The following is a 249-nucleotide window of genomic DNA, read 5'->3' on the forward strand; positions in this document are numbered from 1 at the left end:
TCATCACAAAGTTCAAGCACTTTTAAAGCCTGTTTAAGATCGCAAAGTTCTTTGTTTTTTTCAAAGACTGCTTGATGTAAATTTTGAAGGGTTTTTATCGTATCGTTTTCAAAATTTAAGACTTTTTGACTTTGATCTTTGTGATAAATTTCGATTTTATTGTTTATCAAATCGGCTTTAAAGCTTTTTTCTAAAGTATGGATGGTCATTTCTCTTTTGTTAAATTTAGAAAAATAGTCTAGTTCTATA

At 27.3% G+C, this 249-nt stretch carries 1 pseudogene; it reads right to left on the bottom strand.

Annotation, left to right across the window (positions count from 1 at the left end):
* Nucleotides 1-249, bottom strand: a pseudogene (ptmF, locus tag ELQ05_RS08190) (L-glutamine-D-fructose-6-phosphate isomerase subunit); the annotation flags it as partial.

This window comes from Campylobacter sp. US53, assembly GCF_004378995.1.
In the GTDB taxonomy this organism is placed as follows: Bacteria; Campylobacterota; Campylobacteria; order Campylobacterales; family Campylobacteraceae; genus Campylobacter_D; species Campylobacter_D jejuni.